Source organism: Streptosporangium sp. LJ11 (assembly GCF_051918945.1).
Taxonomy (GTDB): Bacteria; Actinomycetota; Actinomycetes; order Streptosporangiales; family Streptosporangiaceae; genus Streptosporangium.
Genome location: NZ_JBPXMB010000015.1, coordinates 32,561 through 49,682 on the forward strand (window position 1 = coordinate 32,561; position 17,122 = coordinate 49,682).

Annotated in this window: 13 protein-coding genes; 6 read left to right on the plus strand and 7 right to left on the minus strand. The window is 72.0% G+C overall.

The genetic code is table 11. The features are described 5' to 3' along the window. Window position 1 precedes the first annotated feature (1 nt). Window positions 2-2,395 (minus strand): nucleotide-binding protein, encoded by a 2,394-nt coding sequence (locus ACTOQ3_RS22260; protein ID WP_440085272.1) that lies wholly within the window; start codon window positions 2,393-2,395, stop codon window positions 2-4. Window positions 2,396-2,512: 117 nt separating this feature from the next. On the opposite strand from ACTOQ3_RS22260, the gene ACTOQ3_RS22265 reads away from it, so the two are divergent. After that, window positions 2,513-3,469 (plus strand): NAD(P)H-quinone oxidoreductase, encoded by a 957-nt coding sequence (locus ACTOQ3_RS22265; RefSeq protein ID WP_440085273.1) that lies wholly within the window; start codon window positions 2,513-2,515, stop codon window positions 3,467-3,469. A 4-nt stretch (window positions 3,470-3,473) separates the two neighbouring features. Beyond that, a complete protein-coding gene (locus tag ACTOQ3_RS22270; protein ID WP_440085274.1) occupies window positions 3,474-3,989 on the plus strand; it encodes a bacterial proteasome activator family protein in 516 nt (171 codons plus the stop codon). Between the two features lie 136 nt (window positions 3,990-4,125). Here the strand turns inward: ACTOQ3_RS22270 and ACTOQ3_RS22275 are convergent, their stop codons facing one another. Further along, the gene (locus ACTOQ3_RS22275) at window positions 4,126-4,926 is read right to left on the minus strand and encodes an HAD family hydrolase (protein WP_440085275.1); all 801 of its coding nucleotides are present in this window, start codon (window positions 4,924-4,926) and stop codon (window positions 4,126-4,128) included. 237 nt (window positions 4,927-5,163) lie between these two features. On the opposite strand from ACTOQ3_RS22275, the gene ACTOQ3_RS22280 reads away from it, so the two are divergent. Further along, a complete protein-coding gene (locus ACTOQ3_RS22280) occupies window positions 5,164-5,367 on the plus strand; it encodes a cold-shock protein (RefSeq protein WP_012886943.1) in 204 nt (67 codons plus the stop codon). 255 nt (window positions 5,368-5,622) lie between these two features. Here ACTOQ3_RS22280 and ACTOQ3_RS22285 read toward each other — a convergent pair whose 3' ends face one another. After that, complete coding sequence (locus tag ACTOQ3_RS22285) at window positions 5,623-6,774, minus strand: FAD-dependent oxidoreductase (protein ID WP_440085276.1); 1,152 nt, start codon at window positions 6,772-6,774, stop codon at window positions 5,623-5,625. 105 nt (window positions 6,775-6,879) lie between these two features. Here ACTOQ3_RS22285 and ACTOQ3_RS22290 point away from each other — a divergent pair, with 105 nt between their 5' ends. Then, window positions 6,880-7,425 (plus strand): TetR/AcrR family transcriptional regulator, encoded by a 546-nt coding sequence (locus tag ACTOQ3_RS22290; protein WP_440085277.1) that lies wholly within the window; start codon window positions 6,880-6,882, stop codon window positions 7,423-7,425. A 160-nt stretch (window positions 7,426-7,585) separates the two neighbouring features. Further along, complete coding sequence (locus ACTOQ3_RS22295; RefSeq protein ID WP_440085278.1) at window positions 7,586-9,205, plus strand: hypothetical protein; 1,620 nt, start codon at window positions 7,586-7,588, stop codon at window positions 9,203-9,205. Between the two features lie 65 nt (window positions 9,206-9,270). Here ACTOQ3_RS22295 and serS read toward each other — a convergent pair whose 3' ends face one another. The 3 genes from serS to ACTOQ3_RS22310 form a co-directional block, all read right to left on the minus strand. Beyond that, window positions 9,271-10,533 (minus strand): serine--tRNA ligase, encoded by a 1,263-nt coding sequence (gene serS, locus ACTOQ3_RS22300; RefSeq protein WP_440085279.1) that lies wholly within the window; start codon window positions 10,531-10,533, stop codon window positions 9,271-9,273. A gap of 175 nt (window positions 10,534-10,708) precedes the next feature. Further along, window positions 10,709-11,629 carry a prephenate dehydratase gene (gene pheA, locus ACTOQ3_RS22305; RefSeq protein WP_440085280.1) on the minus strand — a complete coding sequence of 307 codons (921 nt, stop codon included), beginning with the start codon at window positions 11,627-11,629 and terminating at the stop codon, window positions 10,709-10,711. Between the two features lie 145 nt (window positions 11,630-11,774). Beyond that, entirely contained in the window at window positions 11,775-13,166 is a 1,392-nt protein-coding gene (locus ACTOQ3_RS22310; protein ID WP_440085281.1) for a glycosyltransferase 87 family protein, read from the minus strand. A gap of 80 nt (window positions 13,167-13,246) precedes the next feature. On the opposite strand from ACTOQ3_RS22310, the gene ACTOQ3_RS22315 reads away from it, so the two are divergent. Then, window positions 13,247-15,634 carry a hypothetical protein gene (locus tag ACTOQ3_RS22315; protein ID WP_440085282.1) on the plus strand — a complete coding sequence of 796 codons (2,388 nt, stop codon included), beginning with the start codon at window positions 13,247-13,249 and terminating at the stop codon, window positions 15,632-15,634. On the opposite strand, the gene mptB is transcribed toward ACTOQ3_RS22315, so the two are convergent. Next, on the minus strand, window positions 15,516-17,021 hold the full coding sequence (gene mptB, locus ACTOQ3_RS22320; RefSeq protein ID WP_440085283.1) for a polyprenol phosphomannose-dependent alpha 1,6 mannosyltransferase MptB: 1,506 nt from the start codon (window positions 17,019-17,021) through the stop codon (window positions 15,516-15,518). The genes ACTOQ3_RS22315 and mptB overlap by 119 nt on opposite strands. Between the last annotated feature and the right edge of the window lie 101 nt (window positions 17,022-17,122).

Below are 17,122 nucleotides of genomic sequence, written 5' to 3' on the forward strand. Positions count from 1 at the left end.
GTCAGGGCTGGGGACCGGCGAAACCGTCGCCGACCGAGGCGGCCAGGCGGAGGTAGGACTCGCGGGTGCCGGGCTGGAGCCTTTCCAGGTCGATCTCCGCGCCCTCCTCGAGGTGCGGGTCGTAGGGGACGCGGATGACGGCGCGGCAGCGGGCCGCGAAGTGGGCTTCCAGGCGGTCGAGGTCGACGGTCGACTTCGAGCGCGGACGGACGCTGCACAACACCACGGTCGCGGAGCGGACGAGCTCCTCGTAGTGGTGGGCCTCCAGCCAGTCGAGGGTCGCCGAGGCGGCGCGGGCGCCGTCCACGGAGGGGGAGCTGACCAGGACGAGCTGGTCGGCCAGGCCGAGCACACCGGACATGGCCGAGTGGAGTAGGCCGGTGCCGCAGTCGGTGATGCAGATCGAGTAGAAGTTCTCCAGCACCTGGGAGACCGACTGGTAGTCGGCCGCGCTGAAGGCCTCGGACACCGACGGGTCACGGTCGGAGGCGAGGATCTCCAGGCGCGACGGGGCCTGGGAGGTGAAGGCCCGGATGTCGACGTACCTCTTGATCTGCTGCCGCTCGTTGAGCAGGTCGCGGACGGTCGCGGAGGTTTCAAGCTCGACCTTGTCCGACAGGGTGCCCCGGTCGGGGTTGGCGTCGACCGCGATGACCCGGTCGCCGCGTACCTGGGCGAGCGTGGCGCCGAGGCCGACGGTGGTCGTGGTCTTGCCGACACCGCCCTTGAGGCTGAGTACGGCGACGCGGTGGTGGCCGGTGGCCACCGGGGTGCGTGCGCGGCCGACCAGCTCCCTGCGGCGACGGACCTCCGGGGACTCGCCGGGCTTGATCAGCCCGGCCGACGCCTTGTAGACCAGCTTCCGCCAGCCCCCGGCGGGCGCGTTGCGACGGCCCCTCAGCAGCGACTCCGGATCCAGGCTGTCGGCGGACTGCCGGGGAGCCGTGCCCGGAGGTTGGTGCCTGGCCGGTGCGCCGAAGGCGGGTGCCGGAGCCGTCTGGCGGCGGCGTGCCTGGTACGGCTCCCGCACCGGTTCGGCCGCGTCCCGTCCGGGCGCGAAGGGGCTCTCCCGTTCCACGCGCTCCTGGGACGAGTCCCGCTCGGGGGCGGGGGGCGCGTCCCGTCCCGGCGCGAAGGCCGTGGGGCCGGAGAAGGCGGCGAACCCGGAAGAACCGGAAGAGCCGGAAGGGGGCGGAGCCGAGCTGGAACGCTCCGTGCCGAAGGAGCCACGGGAGCCGGGGGCGGTGTCCGTACCGAAGGAACCCGAGGAGGACTCCGGGCCGAACGCGCCCGAGGTCGCGGGACGCTCCGGCGCCGCGGCCGGTTCCGGCCTGTCGGTGCCGAAGGACTCGGGGGCCCGGAACGACTCGGCGGGCTCCGGCTTGGGCTCGGAACCGGACGTGGGAACGGGCGCCGCAACGGGTTCGAAGCGATCCGAGTCGGGTTCGAAGCGCTCGGGCGCCTGCCTGGGCGGCTCCTTCACCACCGACGTCACCGTGGATTCGAAGGACTCGAAGGGTTCGAAGATCGTACGGTCGCGGTCGTGCTCGGCACCGGCGGCGGGGAAGCGGTCGGCCTCCGCGGCACCTGGCGAGAACCGGTCGCCACCGTCGGACGCACCGGACGTGCCGGACCCGGTCGTACCGGACGCGGACCGGTCGGTCTCGGCGGTTCCAGCGGAGAAGTCTCCGCCGGTCGAGGAGCCGGTCGAGGAGAAGTCCTTGCCGCCCGAGGTGGAGCGCGTGCCGCCACTCCCGAAGGAGAAGCGGTCGGGGTCGGTGCCGCCGAACTCCGTGCCGCCGAAGGTGAACCGCTCGGTGTCCGAGGACGACGGCTTGAGCGGCTCCAGGTCGGAGGGCTCGGCCGGGGCGGAGGCGGGGGACGTGAAGGGTTCGGCCGGCTCCGCCTGGCGCCGGGGTTGCTCGAACAGCCCGCGGGACGGCTCCTGTGCGGGCGCCGCGAACGGGGTGCGAAGGTGCGGCTCGGTGAAGTCGGCGACGCCGTGGTCGCCGGTGTCGCCCTCCTCCTGGCGCGGCAGCGGCTTGAGCGGCGCGAGGAAGCCGTCGTTGTCCTGCTCGCCGGATACCGGAGCGGGCACGGTGAAGGAACTCACCGTGTCGGAGGCCTCCATCCACTCGGCCGCGTCGGCGTCCTCCACCGGCGGGTCGGCGACCGGGTGAGCCGAGTCGACGGCCGCGCGGAACAGCGGCGAGGACGTCGTGTCCGGCTCGGTCGGGACCAGACTCCAGGGGTCCTTCGGGTACGGCGAGACGACGGCGTCGTCCACCGCGGTGGCCTTCACCGCCAGGGCGGGCGCCTCCTCCTCCTGCTCCTTGATGGCGTCGAGCCATGCGAGCTGTTCCTCGAGAGATTCCTCACGATCGTGTCTTGCCACCGTGTTCCCCCTCGGGATGGGCATAAAAGGGCAGCAAACACATAGCAGGTTAACGCCCTGTGTTCCTGTCAACGCGAGCAACCACCAAGTTGGGGCTCAGCGGATACCTTTGCTCACATGCGCGCCATCGTGATCGATAAACCTGGTGGACCGGAAGTGCTGACGTGGCGGGAGGTTCCCGATCCGCTCCCCGAACGCGGCGAAGTCATCATCGACGTGGCCGCCTCCGCGGTCAACAGGGCCGACGCGCTGCAGCGTCAGGGACTCTACGACCCGCCCCCCGGCGCCTCGCCGTACCCGGGCATGGAGTGCTCCGGCGTGGTCGAGGCGGTGGGCCCGGACGTCGAGGGGTTCGCGCCGGGTGACCGGGTGTGCGCGCTGCTCAGCGGCGGCGGGTACGCGGAGAAGGTCGCCGTTCCCTGGCAGCAGGTCATGCGGGTGCCGGAGGGCGTCGACCTGGTCGAGGCCGCCGGGCTGCCCGAGGTGGCCTGCACGGTCTGGTCCAACGTCTTCATGACCGCGCGCCTGCGGAAGGGCGAGACCCTCCTCGTGCACGGTGGCGCCAGCGGGATCGGCACGATGGCCGTACAGCTGGCGAAGGCGTTCGGCTCGCGCGTGGTCGTCACCGCCGGGTCCCCCGAGAAGATCGACCGCTGCCTGGAGCTGGGCGCCGACGAGGGGATCGACTACCGGCGGGAGGACTTCTCGGAGAAGGTCAGGGCCGATGTGGTCCTCGACATCATGGGCGGCAAATATCTTCCGGGGAACATCAGGGTTCTCAAGACGGGCGGCCGGCTGGTCGTGATCGGCCTGCAGGGTGGCGCGAAGGGCGAGCTGAACCTGGGAGCCCTGCTCGCGAAGCGGGCCTCGGTGTACGGCACCACGCTGCGTTCCCGGCCCGTCGACGAGAAGGGGGCGATCGTGCGCGGGGTCGTGGACAACGTCTGGCCCCTGCTCGACGCCGGGGCCATCCGTCCCGTCGTGCACGCCAGGGTGCCGATGAGCGACGCGGCCGAGGCCCACCGCATCCTGGAGTCCGGAGAACACATCGGGAAAATCCTGCTAGTAAGTTGAGGCTATGAACGCTGAGGAGAGCACTCCGCACATCGTGGTCGTGGGTCCCCAGGGCTCCCAGGGCGAGGAGGAGGGTGAGAGCCGGTCGATCGCCGACCTCGTTGAGCAGCCCGCCAAGGTGATGCGCATCGGCAGCATGATCCGCCAGCTCCTCGAGGAGGTCCGGGCGGCTCCGCTGGACGAGGCCAGCCGCAAGCGGCTCAAGGAGATCCACGAGAGTTCCATCAAGGAGCTCGAAGACGGTCTGGCACCGGAACTGGTCGAGGAGCTGGAACGGCTCTCACTGCCGTTCACCGAGGACGTCAACGGCACCCCGCCCAGCGAGGCGGAGCTCCGGGTCGCCCACGCGCAGCTGGTCGGCTGGCTCGAAGGACTGTTCCACGGCATACAGACCACGTTGTTCGCCCAGCAGATGGCGGCTCGCGCCCAGCTGGAGAACATGCGCAGGGCCCTGCCCGGCGGCATGTCCCTCCAGCAGCAGGAGGGCTCCCCGGGCGGCAACGCGGGTCCCTACCTGTAAGGCCCCGCACGACATCCCCACCGGCCCGCCGAGGGGCGTGGTGAAGGCTCGCGAACCGGGCGGAGAGTCCGGCGGACGCCGTCGGCTCCCCGATCGCGAAGCCTTCACCGGGCTTTCTGAGGGCTCGCGGAGCCCGTCACGATCTGTAGAGCTCCTCGAGAACCCCGGCGACCCCGTCGTCGTTGTTGGCCGCGGTCACGTGATCGACCGCGGCCAGCACCTCCGGGTGGGCGTTGGCGACGGCGTACGAGACGCCGGCCCACCGGAGCATCGGAAGGTCGTTGGGCATGTCGCCGAAGGCGATCACCTCTTCGGCCACGATGCCGAGCGTCATGGCCAGGTGGGACAGCGCCGACGCCTTCGTCACGCCGTGCGCGCTCATCTCGATCAGTGCCCGGCCGCTGGAATGGGTGGGGGTGACCAGGTCGCCGACCAGCCCGTAAACCGCCGCATAGAGGATGTCGGGGTCCATTCTGGGATGTAGCGCCAGAAGTTTGGCGCATGGCCGCGAGGTGAGCGTGTCCGTTCCGACGCGGCGTCCGCCGACCGTCTTGCTGTCCCATCCTCCGAGACGGAAGTCCGATTCGTGGGCGAATCCACCCTCGTATTCCACAGAGAACGCGAGGTCGGGAACCTTTTCGCGGAGACGCCTCACCACCTCTTCAAGCACGTCCGGGTGGATGAGGTGGGATTTGACGATCTGCTCACTGTGCAGGTCGTAGACGAGAGCTCCGTTGGCGCATATGGCCAGCCCTCGATGGCGTACGGCTCCCGCGACCATGTGCATCCAGCGAGGTGGCCTGCCGGTCACGAAGACCAGCGTGGCCCCGGCGTTCTCCACAAGCGCAAAAGCGGCGGCCGTACGGGGGGAGACGGTGCCGTCCGAGCGCAGAGCGGTGCCGTCGAGGTCGGTGGCGACCAGCCTGGGGCTTTGCATAACACGTCCCAGTGTGCACTGTGATGGTCGGCGTGTCGGCCCCAGGGATCCGGTCCGAGGAATCTTCCTCATGGCGGGAACACGCATGCGCCGGATAGTGTTAGATGTGATGGCGTTGTATTAGCTGAATCCCGTTGTGAAAACCAGTTTGACTGAGCCACCCCGGGGCCCGCTGTACGACACATGGGGTTCATGAGGTGTGAATCCCAAAGTTTCAAATCCTGAGGGAGAGCTTTAATGGCTCAGGGAACCGTCAAGTGGTTCAACGCTGAAAAGGGCTTCGGCTTCATCGCACCGGACGGCGGTGCACCGGACGTGTTCGTGCACTTCTCCGAGATCCAGGGCAACGGCTACCGTAGCCTCGAAGACGGCCAGCGGGTCGAGTTCGAGATCACCCAGGGCCAGAAGGGCCCGCAGGCCTCGCAGGTCCGCGCCGTCTGACGCATAGACCTCTTGGTTGAACCGGAAGGCGGGGTTCGCTTCTAGCGAACCCCGCCTTCTACCTTTCACCGGCGCTCCGGGGCCTTCCAGGACGTCCCGGAGCACTCCGGCGGCCCGGCCCCGGCCCGCTCCCCGGAGCGCGCCCGCAGACCGGCCCCCGCATGTTTCGCCCCGCTGCCGCCCGCGAGGACCGCTCCGCTCCCTCTGAGGACACCGGGCCGGCCCCTGGGGACACCGGGCCGGGATCCGAGGGCCTCACCGGTAGACCAGACCCGAGAGCCGCCAGGCGAGTCGCCGGCGGAAGGCCGGGCTGAGCGCCAGGAGTCGCAGGATCAGGTTCCTGAGCGGTCGCAGGCGCCTGTTCATGTTGGCCAGCCCGGAGAGCCGCCCGGCGAAGGTGACGACCTGGAGGGCGATGGGGCGACGGGCGGCGGCGTAGCGGTCCAGTGCCTCCTCCGCGCCCTTGAGAGCGATCGTGAGGGCTTCGGCCAGGGCGACGGCGTCCTGGATTCCGATGTTCATTCCCTGCCCTCCCGCGGGACTGTGGACGTGCGCGGCGTCACCGGCGAGCAGGACCCGCCCGGCGCGGAACGTACGGGCCACGCGATGGTGGATGCGAAAGCGCGATCCCCAGACGACCTCGCCGACCACGGCACGCTCCTTCCGGGGGCCCCGGGCGTCCAGCAGTCCCTGGACGAAGGCCACATCCGGCGTGGGAGGCGCCTCGTCCACGGTGGAGACGATCCTGTGGGTGCCGTCGGGCAGCGGCGCGACCACGACCAGACCGGCGGGCGAGAAGTAGAGGACGACCTCGTCGCGGGGCACGCCGCCGGTGAGGCGCACGTCGGCCAGGCTGAACGACTCCGCGTACCGCTCACCCTCGAACGCGACTCCCACCTGCTCACGGACCGTGCTGTGCATGCCGTCGGCGCCGACGAGGTACTTCGCGGTGACGACCGCGCCCCCGGAGAGGCGCGCGGTCACCCCCTCGGCGTCCTGGGTGAGGCTTTCCAGGGTGTACGGCCTGGCGACACGTCCGCCCAGTTCGGCGAGGCGCTCCAGCAGCACCCGCTCGGTCACCGCCTGGGAGATCATCAGCGTGTACGGGTAGCGGGTCGGGAGCCGGTCGAAGCCGACGGGCACCAGGATCCTGTCGCGGTCCCTGATGGTGAACCGCCGGGCGTGGATTCCCAGGGCCGCCAGACGCGCGGAGACTCCGAGGTCCTCCAGGACCTCCAGCGTCCTGGCGTGCACGACGGCGGCTCGCGAGGTGTTGTCGCCGACCGCCTGGTCGTCGACGACGGTCACGTCGAATCCCTGCCCGGCGAGGTGGACGGCGGCGGTGAGGCCGGTCGGGCCCGCGCCGACGACGAGAACGTCCGTGGTCGCGGGAAGCGTGGGGAGCATTTCGTCCTCCTTGAGAATGCCAACGCTTGTTGGTCAACGCTCGTTGGCATAACTGTGCATCTCCGCCCTGGCGATGTCAACAGTCGTTGGCCTACAGTTGTTGGCATGCGCAGAACCTCGGAGGACACCAAGGCCGCGATCCTGACCGCGGCACGCGAGCGCTTCGCGGCGGACGGTTACGAGCGAGCCACCATCCGGGCCATAGCCTCGGACGCGGGCATCGACCCGTCCATGGTCATGCGCTACTACGGCAACAAGGACAGGCTCTTCGCCGCCGCGGCCGACGTCGACCTGAGATTTCCGGATCTGGCGGCGGTCCCCCGGGAGGAGGTGGGCAGGACGCTCGTCGCCCACTTCCTCGACCGCTGGGAGGACGACGAGGGCATGATGATCCTGCTCCGTACCGGGGTCACCAACGAGGGCGCCGCCGAGCGCATGCGCGAGATCTTCGCCGCCCAGCTCGGCCCCCTCGTCGCCCGCCTCAGCGCCGACCCCGCCCAGGCCGCGCTACGGGCCGGGCTCACCGCCACCCAGGTCCTCGGCATGGCCCTGTGCCGCTACGTCCTGCGACTGCCGCCCGTGGTGGCCATGTCCCGGGAGGAGATCGTCGACTGGCTCGGCCCCACGATCCAGCGCTACCTCGCCGAGTGAGCGGAACGGCGAGGCGAGCGGGACAGGCGAGGCCGACGGGACAGGCGGGAGGATCCGCCGGGCACCGGGGGCGTGCGAGCCGCCCGGGTTCCGGGACACGCCTCGGTCACGAATGCCGCCGCACCCGAACCGGGCCGCGCCGCGGCGGATCCAGCCGGTCATGGAAAGTTCGCAAGAGCCCCTCCTCGCCTGGTTCGGGCATCCGGCGACCGTGACCGCCACCTTCGTCCTGCTGGTCAACGACCATCTCCTCAAGGCCCTGTGGCCGGGGCTCGTCACCGGCAAGCTGAGCGACGTCGCGGGGCTGCTGGTCGCCCCGCCCGTACTCGCCCTCGCCCTTTCCCTCGCCTTCTCCGCGGTTCTCGCCCTCCTGCGAATCGGTTCCTCCTCCTCTGCTCTCGCCTCCCTCCGAACCGGTTCCTCCCCGGTCCTCGCCTCCCTCCGAACCGCAGCCTCCCTCGCCCCCACCCGGCTCGCCGCCCACGGGGCGATCGTCGTCACCGGTGTGGGCTTCACCCTGGTCAAGACCACGGAGGCGGGCGCGGAACTCGCCTCCCGGGCCTGGACCCTGGCCGCGGGCCCCTCACGGACCCTGGCCGACCCGACCGACCTGGTGGCCCTGCCCGCGCTGGGCGCCGCGTGGTTGATCTGGCGCCGGTGCGGCACCGGTCACCGGGCACGGCGAGCCCGCGCGCTGATCATCGTCCCGGTCGCCCTCGTCGGGGTGACCGCCACCGCGGCCGAACCGCAGCCGCCCGCGGCGACGCAGGTCTTCGTACGCGGCGGTGGCATCACCGTGGTCCTGGACCAGGGGGCCGAGATCCTCTCCCGCGACGGCGGCCGTACGTGGATCGGTCGTCCCGCGCAGGAGCGGAGCCCTATGAGCCCCTCGCCCTCGCCGGACTCGGGCCTCCCGGGAGCCGGGCCCTCGCCCACCCCCGATCCGGTGACCCGGGCCTGTCTGCCCGACGAGCCCGCGCACTGCTACCGCGTCGTCCCTCCTCGGCTGGCGGTGGACGAGTCCCGGGACGGCGGGACCAGCTGGAACACGGTGTGGGCGGTCTCCGAAGGACGTCAGGGAGCACTCCGGCGGCAGATGGAGGACCGGTGGCAAAGACCGTGGCAGGGTTCCTCGGCCATCGCGGTACAGCGCGTACCGGGCGGGCACGTGGTGGTGGCGGCCAACGGCGACGACGGCGTCGCCGTGCGGGACGCGCGGGGGAACTGGCGGCGGATGGGCCTGTCCGACGGGGGTTTCTCCGCGGAGGCGGCGATCCCGCTCGACGCGCCGGGCGTCGACCTGACGACGGAGCACCGCGTCGGCCTCTTCGTCGGCCTGCTCGGCTTCATGTCCGGCATGGCCGTGGCACGCCGTCACACGCGGCGGGCCACCGGCTTGACCGTGCCCGCGTACGTCCTCGCCGCGGTCGGTTTCGTGCTCACCCTGCCGTCCGACAAGATTTACATCATCGGCGCTCTGGTGGCCCTGCTCGGCGGCGTCTGCGCCCTCGTCGCGACGATCCTCACGGCGGCGGCGGCGATCCGGGCGCGCGTACCGGCGCGGACCTGGCTGGCGCTGGTCGCCATCGCCGTCTGCACGCCGTTCTCGATGTGGATGCTCTTCACGGCCTGGCGGTCGGGCACCATCGACGATTATCCGACGGCCGGATTCCTCGCCTGGCTCGTCGGCGGGATCGGAGTCGGAGGATCCGTCCTGGTCGGCTGGGCGGGCGCGGCGCAAGCGGGGGAATCGGTGGAGGCGGAGGAGCGTCCGGCGTGAACACCGTGAGGGCCTCGCCGCGCGGCGGGGCCCTCACCGTGAGCCTCGCCGCGCGGTGCGGGTCTCTACTTGACGGGCTCGAGCACGTCGAGGCCGACGTACGGGCGCAGGGCCTTGGGGAGCACGACGGAGCCGTCGGCCTGCTGGTGGTTCTCCAGGATGGCGACGATCCAGCGGGTGGTGGCCAGCGTGCCGTTCAGGGTGGCCACGTGCTGGGGCTTGCCGCCGGAGTCACGGAAACGGACGCCGAGGCGGCGGGCCTGGAAGTCGGTGCAGTTGGAGGTCGAGGTGAGCTCGCGGTAGCGGCCCTGGCTGGGCACCCACGCCTCGCAGTCGAACTTCCGCGCGGCCGAGGACCCCAGGTCTCCGGCAGCGGTGTCGATCACCCGGTAGGGCAGCTCGACCTTGGCCAGCATCTCCTTCTCCCAGTCGAGCAGGCGCAGGTGCTCGGCGTGTGCCTCCTCGGGGCGCACGTAGGAGAACATCTCCACCTTGTCGAACTGGTGGACCCGGATGATGCCACGCGTGTCCTTGCCGTACGAGCCCGCCTCGCGGCGGAAACACGAGGACCATCCCGCGTAGCGGTACGGGAGCGCGGAGCCGTCCAGGATCTCGTCACCGTGGTAGGCCGCCATCGGCACCTCGCTCGTGCCGACCAGGAACAGGTCGTCGTCGGGCAGGTGGTAGACCTCGCTGGCGTGGGCGCCGAGGAAACCGGTGCCCTTCATCGACTCCGGCTTGACCAGCACGGGCGTGATCATCGGGATGAAGCCCGCCTCGATCGCCTGCTGCATGGCCATGTTGAGCAGCCCGAGCTGCAACCGCGCGCCGACGCCTTTCAGGAAGAAGAACCGCGAGCCCGAGACCTTCGCGCCGCGCTCCATGTCGATCGCGCCGAGCAGCTCGCCCAGCGCCAGATGGTCCTTGGGCTCGAAGCCGAAGGACGGCTTCTCGCCGATCTCCTCCAGCACGACGTAGTCGTCCTCGCCGCCGGCGGGAGCCCCCTCCTCCACGAGGTTGGGCACCGTGTAGAGCAGCTCGTCGAGCTCGGCGCCGAGCCCCTCCGCCTCGGCCTCGGCGGACTTGACCTGCGAGGAGAGGTCTTTCGCCCGCTCCAGCAGGGTGGCCTTCTCCTCCCCTGAGGCACGGGAGACCGACTTGCCGACGGTTTTCTGCTCGGCGCGGAGCGTCTCGAAGCGGCTCAGCGCGCCGCGCCGCCGCTCGTCGAGGTCGAGCAGCGTGTCGACGACAGAGTCGTCCTCACCGCGGGCACGCTGCGACGCCCGTAGCCGGTCGGGATCCTCACGAAGGGTACGCAGGTCAATCACAGCCACAAGGCTACCGATGTACGGCTCGCGCCCGCGCCCGGATTGACCGGCCCGCCCCAGCGGCGGCGGTGGCGAGCCGGCCGCGGCATCCGTTTCCCGCCCGCCGGGACGCCTTCGGCGGGCGTACGCCGGCACCGTCCCGGAACCGGGTGCCGGCTCTCGGGCCGGGTGGCGATCAGACCTGACCGGTGCGGACCCTGCCGAGCCAGCCGGCGGCCTCGGCGAAGTCGTTGTCGTTCGTACCGCGCTTGATCTGCGGGAAGAGACCGTCGGCGCGCGGGTAGCTGCCCAGGAAGCGCACCTTGGCGGAGATGCGGTGCAGACCCGAGATCGCCTCTCCGACGCGGGCGTCGGCGGCGTGGCCCTCGAATTCGAAGTGGAAGAAATAGCGGCCGATGCCGTCGCCGGTGGGCCGCGACTCGATGCGGGAGAGGTTGACGCCGCGGACGGAGAACTCGGTCAGCATCTCCTGCAGCGCGCCCGGGTGGTCGTCGGCGAGGAAGACGACCAGTGAGGTGCGGTCGGCACCCGTCGGCTCGGGCAGCGGGCCGGGACGCGACACCTGGACGAACCGGGTGACGGTGTCGGTGCGGTCACCGATCCTGGCCGCGAGCTCGACCAGGCCGTAGTGCTCCCCGGCGATGCGCGCGGCGATGGCCGCGTCGTACGGCGACCCGGGAAGCGCGACCTCCTGCGCCGCGGCGGCGGTCGACGGGGCGGCGACCACCACGGCGTCGGGCAGCTCGCGGGCGATGAAGTTGCGGCACTGGGTGATGGCCGCCGGGTGGGAGAAGACCCTCTTGATGTGGCCGATCTCGGTGCCGGGACGCGCCAGGAGCGAGAACTCGACGGGGAGCAGCAGCTCGGCGGTGATGAGCAGCGACTCACCCCGGGCGAGCTCGTCAAGGGTCGTGGTGATGGCGCCTTCGAGCGAGTTCTCCATCGGGACGACGGCTCCGTCGGCCTCGCCTCGCCGGACGGCCTCCAGGGCCGCGGTGACGTTCGGGCTCGGCAGGCGCTCGGCCTCGGGCGCCAGGATGCGCAGGGCTTCCTCGGTGAAGGTCCCCTCCGGTCCCAGGTAAGCGAGTTTCGACATGCCCCCAGGTTATCCGGCGACTGTCGGAAAATGTGCGCAGGATTACCTACTGACGCGACCGATTCCGACATGATCACTCGGAGTCGTTCCACGTCAGAGGCCATCTCCTGTCGATCATCCCCTCGACGGCCGCGTGCGGGGGCCGTCAGGAGAGCGCCCGGAACGCCTCTCTCCGCCTGGGCAGCCATACCCCCAGCAACCAGACCAGGGCCAGCGCGCCCAGGCCGAACCCGTTCTGCACGATCTTGCCCAGCACGGGGCTGAGCACCGGGATCTCCGCGGCCTTGATCGTCACCCCCCACCAGGGGATCGGCAGCACGTAGTAGAGCCAGACCCCTGCGGCCACCCGGAGCCTGACCGGGTCGCGCCCGTCACCGGCCAGCGCGCCGAGCACCACGACCACCCAGGCCAGATGATGGATCCAGGCGACCGGCGACAGCAGTACGGCCATCAGCCCGACCAGGGCGACCCCCGCCACGAGGTGCCCGTCGAGCAGGGCCCTGCGGGCGTGGCGGAAGCCGTACCAGGCGACCACCGCGACCAGCGCCACCCAGAGCAGGCTCGTCAGCACGTCGGGCAGGTAGAGGCGGATCAGCATGCCGCGCATCGACTGGTTGGTGGTCGCGGCGTTGGCACCGAGCCGCTCGGGATCGAGCAGCGCGCGGAACCAGAAGTCGGCGGCGTCCGCCGGGATCACCAGGAACGGCAGCAGGGTCAGCAGCGCCGCGGTGAGCGCGGCCACGAAAAAGGTGCCGCGCTGCTCCCGCCTCGCGCCGGGCCCGAAACCGACGATGAGAAGGTAGATCAGGAAGACGCCCGGGGTGAGCTTGACCGCGGTGGCCAGGCCGATCAGCATGCCGCGCGGCCACACCGGACGCCGGGCCACGCAGTCGGCCAGGCAGAGCGCGACGAGCAGGATGTCCACCTGGCCGAAGCGGACCTGGTCCCTGATCGGCATCAGGTAGGTGCACGCGATCATCAGGGCGGCGAACAACAGCGGCGTCCACAGGCGGCCCGCTCCGCCCTCGCCGCCCTCGCCGAACCTGGCGAGCCCGCCCAGCCGGGCGCGTACGCCCTCGAACGTCCCCGTTGTGCGCGCCGCGTCTCCGGCGGGCGCACCGGAGGCGGCGCCCGGGCCCGCGACGGCCGCACCGGGAACGGCCTCCGGGCCTCCGAGCACGGCGCGGAAGGAGAGCCGGACGGTGACCGCCAGCGTCAGGAAGATCAACGCGGTCCACGCCCACTGCGCCGCCGTCCAGGACATCACCGCCAGCGGCGTGGCCAGCAGCGCCGCCACCGGTGGGTAGGTGAAGGGCAGCAGCTGCGGCGCGGGAGTGATGAACCCGTAAACGGGCCGGCCCTCCAGGATCGCCGCTCCGCCGGTACGGTAAACATCGAGGTCGACCAGGCGCTGGTCGTCCACGTTGCCCAGCCAGTAGAGCACCAGCGGGGCCACCGCGGCGGCGACGAGCAGCAACGCGGGCAGCCACGACAGCCATGACAGCCACGTCGGGGGGCGCCGCTCGGTCGTGGTCACCTCGCCAGTCCTCACGAGCAGGCAGGTTACCGTGGGGCCGGGAAAACGGCCGCCCGGCGGATACGGACAGGGGGAACCGGATGGCTTCGGCACACCGCGGTCACGGGACCGCGCGCCCGGCCACCGGGGGGACCGCGACGCGACCGGCGCTCCACCGGGTCGCCAGGACCGCTCCGGCCGCCGCGTCCCTGCTGCCGTCCCTGCTGCTGACCGTGCTGCTGGCCGTGCTCTGCGTCCTCCTCGGCGTCCCGGGCGCCTCGAAGTCCTTCGCCGCCTCCGGCGCTCCAGGCGCTCCGGCCACCCTCGGTGCCGGTACGACGGGCGCCTCGGCGAGGACGCTTCCCGAGAAGGTGGTGATCGTCGGGATACCGGGCCTGGAGTGGGGTGACCTGGACCGGGAGCGGACCCCGAACCTGTGGAGGCTGGTGGGCGAGGGCGGTTCCGCGTCCATGTCCACCCGGGCGGTCCCGCCGCCCGACCGGGGGATCACCTGCCCGGTGGCGGGCTGGCTGACGGTCTCGGCCGGCCAGCGCGCGGGCGCGCCCGGTGCGGGCTGCGAGCCCCCGCGCCCGCCGGAGCCGGCCCCCGGCGGCGGGGCGAGCGTGCCCGGCTGGGCCGAGCTGGCCGCTTTCAACGCCGCCACCTCCTACCGGCCGGTTCTCGGGCAGCTGGGCGAGCTCGCGACCGGGGCGGGCCTGAAGGTGGCCGCCGTCGGGCCGGGAGCCGCCCTGGCCGCCGCCAACAAGTCAGGAAAAATCGGGAAATACGCGGCGAGCATCGAGCAACTGGGCGACCTGTCCCCGTACGGCCTGATCGTGGTCGAGGCCGACGACCTCACCAGGGCCTGGACCGGCCCCTCCCCGGACGGCACCGCGGACGGCACCGGGGACGGGATGACCGGCGAGGCCAGGCGGGAGGCCGTGGCCGGGGCCGACCGCGTGGTGGGCGCGGTCCTCGACCGCCTGCCCCCGTCACGCGGGACCCCGTCGCCCGGGACGGAGACCACGGTCCTGGTCGGGGGCCTGGCCGACACCTCGGTGATGCCCCACCTGCACGTGGCGATCGCCCGGGGCCCGTCCCCCGACGGGGGAACGTACGCGCGCGGCTACCTCACCGCCACCTCCACCCGCCAGGACGGCCTGGTCACGAACACCGACCTGACCGCCACCGCGATCGGCCTGCTGAACATGCAGATCCCCAAAGGGGTCGTGGGACGCCCCTGGCTGGGCGACGTGCCGAGCGGGGAGCCGGTCGCCGCGACGGCCGGGAAGCTGGCCGACGACGACCTGGCGAGCCAGGTGCTGCGCGAGGTGAGGGGACCGTTCTTCGCGGTGTTCGTGGCGGTCCAGATCCTGTTCTACCTGCTGGCCGCCGCCGCGATCCGCCGGGGCTGGGGCGGCTCCCGCGCCCTGACGGCCGTCCGGGTCGTCGCCGTGGTCAGCGGGGCGATCGCGGTCTCCACCTTCCTGGCGCAGCTGGTCCCCTGGTGGAGCCTGCCCGCGCCGATGTTCTGGGTGATCGTGACCATCCTCGGCTTCGCCTGCGCGGTCGCCGGGGTGGCGCTCGCCGGCCCGTGGCGGACGCACCCGCTCGGCCCGCTGACGGTGGTCGCCGCCGTCACCTCGGTGGCGCTGCTGGCCGACGTGATGAACGGCTCGACGCTGCAGGTGAACGCGGTCACCGGCTACGAGCCGGTCACCGGCGGACGCTTCTACGGTTTCAGCAACATCGCCTTCGCCGTCTACTCCGCCGGCACGATCCTGGCCCTCGCCGGGATCGCCCAGTGGCTGATCTCGCGCGGCCGGCGCTCGCTCGCGCTCACGGTGTGCGCGGCGTACGGGGGGCTGGCGGTGTTCGCCGACGGCTGGCCCGCGTGGGGTGCCGACTTCGGCGGGGTCCCGGCCTTCCTGGTCGGGGTCGCGGTCTTCCTGATCCTGCTGTCCGGCGGGCGGGTCTCGCCGGTCAGGCTGGTCCTGGTCGGCCTCGCGGGCGGCCTGCTGATCGGCGCCATAGCGGTGGCCGACTGGCTGCGGCCCGCCGAACAGCGCACCCACCTGGGCGCCTTCGTGCAGCAGGTGCTGGACGGGGAGGCCTGGACCGTGGTCGGCCGCAAGTTCGGCGCGATGATCGGGGTCACGGTCGGCAACTGGTCGCTGTCGCTGCTCACGCTGGTCGCGCTGGCGTTCCTGTTCCTGGTGCTCGACCGCCCGTCGCGGTGGGGCGCGTCGGCCCTGGGCCGGGCCTACGCGCTCGCGCCCGCGCTGCGCGCCGGGCTGATCGGGGCGCTGGCCTGCGCGCTGATCGGTTTCCTGATGAACGACTCGGGCATCGCGATCCCGGCCATGGCCCTCACGGTCGCTGTGCCGCTGACGCTGGCCGCCTGCGTGCGCGCCGTCCGGCTCTCGCCGCCCACCACGCCAGGGCGACCGTCAGTGCCAGCAGCGTCCACGGCACCACCGTCTCCCTGAGCAGGGTCTTCGTCCAGAGCAGGTCGTCGGGCCGCAGTGCCTCCCTGGCCGGGAGATAGCCCAGCGACAGCACGACGACCCTGGCCACCATGAACGCCTCCAGCGCGGGCCAGGACGCCAGGGCCAGCAGCGCGAAGGCCAGCCCGTCGTACCAGGGCAGCGCGTACGGCGCGGCGAACAGCCAGGCGACCACCATCGCGGCGGCGACGGCGGGCGCGGTACCGGCGGGCTGCATCTCCGGCGTCCCCGGCGTCCCCGGCGACCCCGACGCCCCCAGCGCCCGCAGCACCAGCCAGGCCAGGCAGGCCATCAGGAGCAGGGATCCGATCTGGATCCAGGCCGAGTACGCGCCCGGCCCGAAGAGCGACTGCAGCCCCACCTTGACGAGCTGCCAGGGCGTGGCGAGGGAGACCTTCCTGCTGGCGGCGCTCACCTGGTCGAGCACGTGCGGCCCGGCGACGGCGTAGATCGCCACCACGGTGGCCGTCGCGGTCCCCGCCACCACGGCGAGCCTGCCCGGCGAGCGGCGCAGCTCCCACGCCGGTCCGAGGGCGACGAGCCCGGCGTTGAGCTTGACCCCGATGCCCACCCCGAGCAGCAGCCCCGAGGCGGCCCCGCGAACCGTGAGCGCGGCGACCATGCAGGCGATGGCGAGGGTGTCGACGTGCATCCCGGCGGCCAGGTGGTAGATCATCAGCGGGTTGACCGTCCACAGCAGCGCCGCCCGCCGCTGGAGCTCGGCGTTCCCTCTGGCGAAGCGGTGCAGCAGCAGCGCCGTGCCGATGAACGCCGCCGCGTTGACGACGGCCATCGCGAAGACCGTCAGCCTGGCCGAGTCGCCGCCCACGAAACTCGCCAGCGCCTGCACCGCGGTGGCGACCGGGCCGTAGACGCTGGTCACACCGGCCCACTCCTCCACCGCGCCGGTGACCGGGTCGCCCGGGAGCGCGGCGGGGGTGATCGCGTACGGGTTCTGGCCGAGCGTGACCAGGCGGCCGTACGCGGCGTAGTTGAGGTGGTCGGCCGAGCCGGAGGGCGGCAGGAAGGCGAGCAGGCCCGCCACCGCGCAACCGGCGTAGAGCAGCCGGCGCGGGTCGGGCCGCCACCGGGACCTGAGCGCGGCGGCGAGGCCGAGCCCGCCCAGCACGATCGCGGCGGCGCCCAGGGCGATGACCAGATGGGCGCCGGGGTGGGCCTCCAGCGAGTACGGAGGGTGCCAGGAGGGCCCGGGCAACCTCGGGACCATGGCCGAGGGGCCCAGCAGCCCGATCAGGACCGTGGTCGCCACCGAGAGCCCCACGGCTCCGAACGCGGCCACGTCGAGCCCCCGCGGCGTATCGCCGGCGGGACTCCGCCTCTCGTCGACGACCGACGCATCCCGAGTCACCCGCAAATTCCAGCACACCCGGCACGGTGCACGGTGCAGTGCCCGGTGCGGGGCCCGGTGCGGGGCCCGGTGCGACACCGGTGAACCGGGTGGTGCCGCGG